Genomic DNA, 8,094 nt, shown 5'->3' with positions numbered 1-8,094 from the left:
TCGTAACCGATATCAGCTAGCTTGTCTAGCAATAATTTCAGATCGACAACGATTGTTGCGCCGTGCATTTGACTATTTCGATCCGTTGTGGTGTGCGATCCCTCGACCGCACGACATGTAAGTTCGGCTTCTTCAATCCTTTCGGGCTTTCCCCATATATCGAGATCTCCGACCGCCCTTCGTCTAGTGACTGTTTGTTTTAATGGTACGATTGCCATTATGTAAGCCACCCCACATTTCGACCCGATACGTGTAGATCGTCGTTTACTTCTTCGATAAGCTCTACTACACTGTCAGGTATAAGATCCTTTAGCGATTGCCCTACCGCACTAGATACATTGTTTTCTTTGAACGTGAAAGAACCTACGCCTGTAACGCTGAATGATGCGATTCCTTGTTGCTGCATCTTGTTCGTGTCATTGTAAACGATAGCTAGGTACGCAGCGAATTCGTAAACTGCTTTGTCGGGGATCGTATTTCCCTTGAATTTCTTTTCTAGCGTCCTACCTGCCGCATTCATAAGGCGAACTTTCTTTGCTTCGTCGGCATCGTGCCAATCTTCGTTACTAATTACGTAAGCGTCGATGTGTTCCGTTGCTGCTGCAATTCTATCCATCTATCACGACCTCCCGTATACGAAAAGGCGACTAGAGCCGAAGCCCTAGCCGATCAGTTTCGATTATTTTTTAGCTGCTGCGCGTGCCGTAGTTGCTTTAGCAGGTGCTTTCTTGCCAGTCGCAAGACCTACGATTTTAGCGTGTGCCGCTTCTTGTAAGAACTCTAGCGTGTACTCGCCGACGATCATACCTTGCATGTAATCGCCTTTCTTACCTAAGTAAGTGTGAGCGAATTCACGCGTTTGTAGTGGACGGATATCGATACGGTTTGCATCGATGATTAATACCTCACCCGCAGGCATGTTGTTATTTAATAAGATCTCAGCGTTACCGAAGTCAGATACGTAGTGGTCTACTACTTGTCCGCGTCCGTTATCTTGACGAGTTAAACGGATTTGAGCATTGCCGAATTGTGAGATCGCGATCTTTTGCGTAGCGCCTACTACGATCTTGTAGTTACCGCCTTGATTGAAACCGCTCGCTTCGAAGATCATGCGGAAAGCATCGATTAAGTGCTCGTCAGAAATCGCAGCACCACCCGCAGGGATAACGTTTGTTTCGATGAATGAGCGAATACCGCGCATCATACGTTTGTTACCTTGCTCGTACTTGATACCGTTGATTACCGCTTTTTCTAATGCTAGCGCTAATTCTAGTTGTTTCTTTTGTTTCTCTTTTTCGTACTCGTTGTCAACGCCATATTGAGCGACTGCCATTGCCGTACCTGTGATTTCTACAGTTTCGTCGAAGATTTGCGTAATATTAGATACGCGCTTACGTGGTTTGTGACGACCGTCGCGAGCGTCTGATCCTTCTTCACCCTCTACGAACATTACTTCTACCACTTCGCCTACTTCCGCAGTACCCGCAGCAGTATCAGCGTAACCACGAACTACTGTTAACTTCTCGCCTTCGACTTTAGCTACTAAGATCAACTCTTCGCCGATACGAATTACTTGACGAGATCGGAATGCTTCGCCGCTTTCTACTTCTACAGTTGTGTCGTCAGCAGTTAGAGCTTTTGTCAATGCGCTCTCTTGTGCGAACATTTCATCTTCGAACCATACGTGCTCGACGTTCGTTACTGTGCTACCGAATTGAATTAGGTTTAACATTGGTGTTTGTAGTGGATTTAATAGTAAAAATTCATCTACTACCGATTCTTTCTTTCCTACTAAGTCCTCTGTATAGATCTTTGTCATTTATAAAACCCCCTGATATTTTTGTAATAGAAAAAGCCGCCCACAAAAGGCGACTTGATTTGATTTGTGATTTATGTTAAAGGCTTAACGCCCTAACTTCTTTTTCATTTGCGCATACTTGACCTTATCTTCGATGCGACCGTAACGGCGAACATTTGCCGCTAACTCTTCTAGAATTTGCTCGTCAGTCTTTTCGAGTGGTTTCTTCGCACCATTCGAAGCGCCGCCGATTTCCTTCTGCTTTACTTCTTTTTCCTTAACTAAGTAAGGGCGATCTTTCGCTAGCTTTTCGACGATCTCGGCAATCTTTTCGACTTCCGTTTCGTCATTAACGCCCGCTAACATTCGAGCATCTTGTAAATACTCTTCGGGAATGTTTGCTGCTTTCGCTGCTGCGTTGAATGCGTTCGTCACTTTCATGTCACGATCCGCCTTCTCTAATGCTGCGATGCGTGCTTGTGCTGCTGCGATCTCTTCGTCTTTCTTCGCTGCAATCTCTCTCGCCTTTTCTAGCTCGTCCAGTTTTGCGAGACGTGCTTCTTCGGCTGCTTGATCTGCCGCTTCTGCTTTCGCTTTTAATTCGTCGTAATCTGCGAACTTTTCTTTTACCTTGTTCTTATTACGTACGATAAGTGCGTCTAGTTCGGATTGCTTTAGTGTGACAACTTTTTCGTCGTCTTTAAGCTCGTCCGTTTTGATTTCTTCTTTGATTTCCTCTTCGTGAGTTTGGTTATCTAATTTCTCTGTCATTCTGATACCCCCGTTTTAAACCCGTCGGTTATAAATTCTGATGCTTAACCCCGTCGTAAGGCTTGTTTCTTATCTCTTTCCTCATACTATAGGTACGACTAATCGATCGTTTGTTGTATACATTGCGTAAACTTTTTAACTTTTTTCTTCATTTCTTAAATTTGGATCGCGTCCGCCTGCTTTTTCCGCAGCTTCTCCGATAATCTGCTGCCTTTTCGCAAGTTCCTTCGAGTGATCGTCTAGTTTGTCGTAATCACGAAACGGCACGATATGATGTTTGCAATTCGGATGGAAAATCTGCCCTGTTGCTTTCAACTCGTCGTACGTGGGGTATGACCCTTCGGCTTCGGCCTTTAGTTTAATGATCCGCCCTTGATGGAATCGACACGCATCTTTTGTAGATCCGTTGAATGAGATCGTCGCATAATAAGCGCCTCGACTGATCGCCTCGTTTTCCGTAGCTTGTTTTTGGATCTCAGTTAGTTTCGTACGCGCTAGCATTTCCGTATAGCGCTCGACCGACCAACGGCGACCGCCCTTGTCGATGATCCCAGTATCAACGCAATATTTAAGTTGCTGCTTTAGCTCGTTGATCTTTTCTTTCATCTGATCCGACATAACGGTAGAATTACGAGACGTTGCGATCCCTGTCGCTATAACCTCGGCTGATACGGCGCGTATACCTCGCTGCATTTCCGTAGCCATGTTATCGGTAATCGCAAGAACGTTTTTCATCGTGTCCGCTGCTGCTACTCGTGCCATATCTGCGTTTGTCTGACTAAATCGAGCAATTCGATAGGCAGCTTCGATCGTGTCCGCGTATCCTAGCGCATGTAGCGTTTGTGCGATTCCCTCTTTCGCAGCAAGTGGGACATTTTCTTTGATCCACTCGGCCGCTTCTTTGTCTACCTTGATAAGCTCTAATTGAATATTATGCATAAGTGCAATTCCAGTCGCTCTATTCAGATCAGCGATTTCCATCTGATCGATTTGTGCCTGCATGTTCTGTAATGCCCGTCTATAAATGCGGACAAGCCGCCCAACGTTATATACGTAAGACGGCTCGATTCGCTTATCATTCATTTACTTTTTCGTCCTCTTCATTCATTGGAAGATCTAGTTCGATTTCGCTTTCTTCGTTGAAGACGTTAGGCGTTGCAGGCTTTAACGCTTTTTCATCTTCTAGAATTCTATCGACTACGGCCTTCGCTTGAATGTCGTCTAGACTATCCATTTCTTTGATAGCAGTTAATCGATCGATCGTAGGAAGACCACCAGTACGGATCTGCATGATTTCCGCTTGCTCTTTCTCGTTCGCAGGCAATCCGTCTCTCCATCTGATTTTCGGGTAAATCGCTTCGTAATGCTCGAATGATCCTTCGTTTGCGTAGTTCTCTAGTAACTGGGCGCAATATAACGAGTCTCTGAAAGCACGGTCTACGTTCGTACGAACACGTTTGACTTTCGATAGGATCGGCATAAATCTTGCTTTGATAGCTGAACCGTCCGTATGTGACGTCCCAGTCCCGCCGACGTTACCGATCGATGTACCGAATAACCATTGTGGCGTCTCTGAGATTTGGAAAACTAGATTGATTAACGTCTCTAGTTGCTTGAACGCGTCTGTTAGCTTTCCGTCCCACGTCATATAAGCGGGTGCGACTTCTCCGTCTCTTACTGGAATATAACGGCCACCCCACGTAAGATTGACGTTTTGTAAGTCTACGCCGTATGCGGTAGGATCGCTATGTTTCATTAAGATATAGTCGATCTGAGTTAAGCGGTCATTGATCGCATAGATTAACGATTTGACTTTCTTCGTTGTACTAATGCCTCGCCAGTGTGTATCGGTTGCCTTGTACGGAATATGTCGTACTAGGATCATAGGTACGCCCGTTTCTACTACTCTGAAACCTTCGTGTACTTCGTCTAAAATCTCATATTGTGGCTGATTAATGCCGTACTTCGTAATGATGTTGGGTTTCGAGGATAGTCGGAATCTTCTATAATGAATGTATCCTGCGATATGTCGTTCTACATTCAGATATGGCGTTTCGCTTCCGTCCTTTTGTATAACCCATTCGATCGCCGCAATATTTACGGCCTTGAATTTCTTCTTTGATCCTCGCGCTAACTCAGGGAATACAGTCGATGGATCTTGCGACTCGATGATCGCTTCCATTTCGACGCCCTTCGGAATGTACGGAAGTTCGCTAAAGTCTTGACGGTATGAGAAATACGTCTTAATGAACGAATCCCCTCGGAAACCTGCGCCCACGACTAATTCTTGACCTAACGCAGAAAGATCGTTCTCTTCTACGATTGCGGATAATCGCTGCTGCTCGATCGAATCGGGATCTAGGCCACTTTCGAACGTTGGATCTTCGTTAAACATAAGATCAGCGGGCTTGTGGACGATAATGTCGAGAAGATTGACCGCTAGATATAACGAATTTAATCGTTCTGCGTGCGGTGTATCCTTTAACATTTCCTGCGCTCGCTTAGGTAGCGTTTTGAATTCTCCTTCATACAGTCGCTTACCTGTCTCGTAATCTGCTAGACGCTCTAGATCGTCCGTCGGCGGAAATAGCTTCCCGACTTCGAATAAGGTGTCATTCGGTTTGAATTCCGTTTCTTGTGTGCTATCGTGCTTGTCATGAAAATTATGATTCGTCATTCTATCGCCTCCTATATAAAAAGAGCGCCCTTATAGAGCGCTGCAATTAAATAACCGTGCCTTCGTAGTACACCTTTTCCAGTTCGTGAACATGTACATCGAAGTTATACTTCTCTAATGCTTCGCGACCTTCTAAGAATGCATGACATGATTCGGTTAACATGATATTTCGTGGTAGATCCGTATTATCGTCGAATAAGATTACTGGACGTTGTACGGCCGATGCTGCTCCTAGTTCCCAGTTTGTGCCGCTATCAGTCGAATGAACTGCGACAACGATATCGCACTTTAAGATCTCATGACAGTCGTTTAAATACGTAGCTTTTCGCCACTCTACCGATCCGAATTCTAAATGTTCATTTTGATGTTCGCGAGGGCTAAATACTTCTAGGCCTTTATCGCGTAATACCTTTTCTACGAATGCAACGCATTCGATCTCTTCGTCATTGAAGAACGGCGATGCCAGGTAGACTTTTAACGGTCGTTTCGGTAATTTAAGAACATTGTTATGATTAACGTAAGATGCTTTGATTTTTGCCATATTTAACAACCTCCGATTTTCATGTTAGGGAAGACCGCCCGAAGGCGTATCTTCCCTACATGTACATAAACGCTAGACTATAACCAAATAGGCTTATCTCGCATAACGGATCGTGGACGTGCGACGTGCTCTACAGACATTTGAAGGGCGTCGGCAGAATCTACATAGTCACCGTAAGGATATGCGTCTAGCTGATCTAGTAATAGTTTGTGATGTCTATTAAAGATCAACGTTTTGTTAACACAATACGGCTCTAGTGACTCGATGCGCTGCTCTTTCGAAGACTTGTGCCCTTTAACGTCGATTACTTTCGTAGAATACAATCCCTGACGTGGCAACTCTTCTTGTAATTGACGGTAGAACTCGTGCTGCGCGTTGATCGTCTCGACGACGAGTAGGTTTGGTCGATATGCTCGCACACGATCGATAATGCCCTTCATGAACTTGTGCGGCGGCTCTTTGGTTGCATACTCGTCCAACACAAAAATACGCCCTGACGCTTCGTGACGTCCCGTTATTACTAACGAGTTGTAACACGAGCGGGCGCTTTTACCCATTGCGATATCCCACGCGGCCGATATTGACATATCGCGTAGTCTATACGTTTCCCCGTCGTATACGCAGGCTCTTTCGCCCGTGAAGTGATCGAAGTCGTATACGTAATACCCGAATTGATCCGTAAAGAAGAACTTTTCATCTTCGCTAAATGCGCGATTTCGATACTCTGAGTTAAACGTCTTCGTACCCATATTCGCTTTACGCTCCATTAACGCTTTATACGTCCAACGCCATTCCCACGCGGTTTCAACGCCTAGCATCATCGCAGTTTTATTCTTTTCGTAAAACTCTTCGGCCTCGCCGTCCGTACCATGCAGGTATTTATCGATGTACTCTTCCCACATCTTCGGAAATTTTGGCTCGGAAACGATCGCATCATAGAAACACGGTCGGAAATCTCGGCGCTTTAATACGTGCGCTAGTAATCCAGTCGCAGAAACCATCGTACCTACTAGAATGTGATTCGTAGTTTTCCCGCCGATCGGTAATACAACGGCGTTATACCAGTCGATCAGCTTTTGTCGAGCTTCTTTAGTACCTTCGTTATTCATAGATGATGGATCATCGACCACGCACGTTGTCGGTCTCAGCGCGCCGTGACGTTTACCACGTAATTGCTTCCCTGATGAACTCGCCTCGACTAATTGATTCGCTCGCGTAATGAAAGAAGACTCATTATCGCGTTCGTTTGCCATTGGGTTTTCATATAGAAGTAATCCGAAGTCCTCGATCAGCTTCTTATTGAATTTAAGCTGCTTATTACACCACCCGATCAACTTTTTCGATAGATCGTCGGTTTCCGAAATTACTAGTATGTAACGATGCGATAACTGACGAAATACTAAGCCCTTCAATACGTACGCATTCGAGAAGATACCCGACTTCGAGTGTCCACGAGGCGCGGCGATCGCTAGGTTTGTACCTGTTCCCGCGTCTACATCGTCACATAATCCGAAGAACTCGCGATGTATTCCCGCCATTTCGTCAAGACCTTGATGCGGTGTACCATCGTCAGAATTTTGAATAATATTATCATCATTTTCGGGGTTGCATTGATCCGATAGATATTCCATCGTAAAGAATGCGTTATCTACTTCGGCGCGGTGAACGCGCTCTAGTCGAACGAGTTCGTTTTTCTCCCGCATCATCATATCGATATGGTATTCGCTTGCGTTTCCCGATTCGTAAAGATCTAAAAGAGAAGAAAGGCGATCTTTTACGATCGCAATCCTTTCCGCTCTTTCTTCGCGATTTAAAAACTTGCTGCCGATCCACATTATAGATCGCCTTCTTTCGCGCTCTGCGTCATAGCTTTGATTTCCTCTAATTCTTTCGCTAGATCCGCGTTGCTGCGAGCGCCGTCCGTCGTATTGTCTTCGATAACTTTCTTATCAGTAAGTAACGCATGACGTCGGAAGTATAAGTCGATACCTTTGATCGATGGTTGTGCGCCGCCGATCGTACGCATTAACTGTTTATATACGAACGGTCTCATTTCGGCTAGAAACTCGTCCGCGATAATGTTCTTATAGTCGATGAATGCTTTGTTTTTCGTGCGCCATTTGTACAGGCACATGCGAGTAATCCCTAGTTCGTTCGCGATTTCCTCCTGCGTCTTGCGATCTTCGTCCATCGCTAACTCGTTTTCGACTAACATAAAAGCGGCTTCGCGCTGCTTTAGATTTAACCTTGATTCTAGTTCTTTTTTACTTGCCATTATAAAACCCCCTTAATTTTATTTAAAAATCC

At 45.0% G+C, this 8,094-nt stretch carries 9 protein-coding genes; all 9 read right to left on the bottom strand.

The annotated features are described in order from the left end of the window. Positions 1 to 218 (bottom strand): hypothetical protein (locus tag GBN91_RS27500; RefSeq protein WP_152122766.1); only part of this gene is annotated, 218 nt, incomplete at its 3' end. Beyond that, positions 218 to 616 (bottom strand): hypothetical protein, encoded by a 399-nt coding sequence (locus tag GBN91_RS27495; protein WP_061655953.1) that lies wholly within the window; start codon positions 614 to 616, stop codon positions 218 to 220. The genes GBN91_RS27500 and GBN91_RS27495, both read right to left, overlap by 1 nt. A 63-nt stretch (positions 617 to 679) precedes the next feature. Next, positions 680 to 1,819 carry an SU10 major capsid protein gene (locus GBN91_RS27490; protein ID WP_152122764.1) on the bottom strand — a complete coding sequence of 380 codons (1,140 nt, stop codon included), beginning with the start codon at positions 1,817 to 1,819 and terminating at the stop codon, positions 680 to 682. Between the two features lie 84 nt (positions 1,820 to 1,903). Then, positions 1,904 to 2,569 carry a hypothetical protein gene (locus GBN91_RS27485; RefSeq protein ID WP_061655955.1) on the bottom strand — a complete coding sequence of 222 codons (666 nt, stop codon included), beginning with the start codon at positions 2,567 to 2,569 and terminating at the stop codon, positions 1,904 to 1,906. A 135-nt stretch (positions 2,570 to 2,704) separates the two neighbouring features. Next, positions 2,705 to 3,652 (bottom strand): phage minor capsid protein, encoded by a 948-nt coding sequence (locus GBN91_RS27480; RefSeq protein WP_061655956.1) that lies wholly within the window; start codon positions 3,650 to 3,652, stop codon positions 2,705 to 2,707. Further along, positions 3,645 to 4,325 carry a phage portal protein gene (locus GBN91_RS29385; protein WP_226800216.1) on the bottom strand — a complete coding sequence of 227 codons (681 nt, stop codon included), beginning with the start codon at positions 4,323 to 4,325 and terminating at the stop codon, positions 3,645 to 3,647. The genes GBN91_RS27480 and GBN91_RS29385 overlap by 8 nt, the downstream gene beginning before the upstream one ends. A 967-nt stretch (positions 4,326 to 5,292) precedes the next feature. Continuing rightward, on the bottom strand, positions 5,293 to 5,787 hold the full coding sequence (locus GBN91_RS27470; RefSeq protein WP_061655958.1) for a nucleoside 2-deoxyribosyltransferase: 495 nt from the start codon (positions 5,785 to 5,787) through the stop codon (positions 5,293 to 5,295). Positions 5,788 to 5,864: 77 nt separating this feature from the next. Continuing rightward, the gene (gene terL / locus GBN91_RS27465; RefSeq protein ID WP_080451004.1) at positions 5,865 to 7,622 is read right to left on the bottom strand and encodes a phage terminase large subunit; all 1,758 of its coding nucleotides are present in this window, start codon (positions 7,620 to 7,622) and stop codon (positions 5,865 to 5,867) included. Then, complete coding sequence (locus GBN91_RS27460; RefSeq protein ID WP_061655960.1) at positions 7,622 to 8,062, bottom strand: phBC6A51 family helix-turn-helix protein; 441 nt, start codon at positions 8,060 to 8,062, stop codon at positions 7,622 to 7,624. The genes terL and GBN91_RS27460 overlap by 1 nt, the downstream gene beginning before the upstream one ends. Positions 8,063 to 8,094: the final 32 nt, after the last annotated feature.

Source organism: Bacillus sp. B1-WWTP-T-0.5-Post-4 (assembly GCF_009183795.1).
Taxonomy (GTDB): Bacteria; Bacillota; Bacilli; order Bacillales; family Bacillaceae_G; genus Bacillus_A; species Bacillus_A cereus.
Note: the sequence above shows the minus strand (reverse complement) of the source record. Positions and strands in the feature narration are given on the sequence as shown.

What these genes read in the sequence shown, in the direction of transcription:
- GBN91_RS27460 (WP_061655960.1), bottom strand. Translation starts at nt 8,062, where the DNA reads ATGGCAAGTAAAAAAGAACTAGAATCAAGGTTAAATCTAAAGCAGCGC.
- GBN91_RS29385 (WP_226800216.1), bottom strand. Translation starts at nt 4,325, where the DNA reads ATGAAACATAGCGATCCTACCGCATACGGCGTAGACTTACAAAACGTC.
- GBN91_RS27480 (WP_061655956.1), bottom strand. Translation starts at nt 3,652, where the DNA reads ATGAATGATAAGCGAATCGAGCCGTCTTACGTATATAACGTTGGGCGG.
- GBN91_RS27485 (WP_061655955.1), bottom strand. Translation starts at nt 2,569, where the DNA reads ATGACAGAGAAATTAGATAACCAAACTCACGAAGAGGAAATCAAAGAA.
- terL (WP_080451004.1), bottom strand. Translation starts at nt 7,622, where the DNA reads ATGTGGATCGGCAGCAAGTTTTTAAATCGCGAAGAAAGAGCGGAAAGG.
- GBN91_RS27495 (WP_061655953.1), bottom strand. Translation starts at nt 616, where the DNA reads ATGGATAGAATTGCAGCAGCAACGGAACACATCGACGCTTACGTAATT.
- GBN91_RS27470 (WP_061655958.1), bottom strand. Translation starts at nt 5,787, where the DNA reads ATGGCAAAAATCAAAGCATCTTACGTTAATCATAACAATGTTCTTAAA.
- GBN91_RS27490 (WP_152122764.1), bottom strand. Translation starts at nt 1,819, where the DNA reads ATGACAAAGATCTATACAGAGGACTTAGTAGGAAAGAAAGAATCGGTA.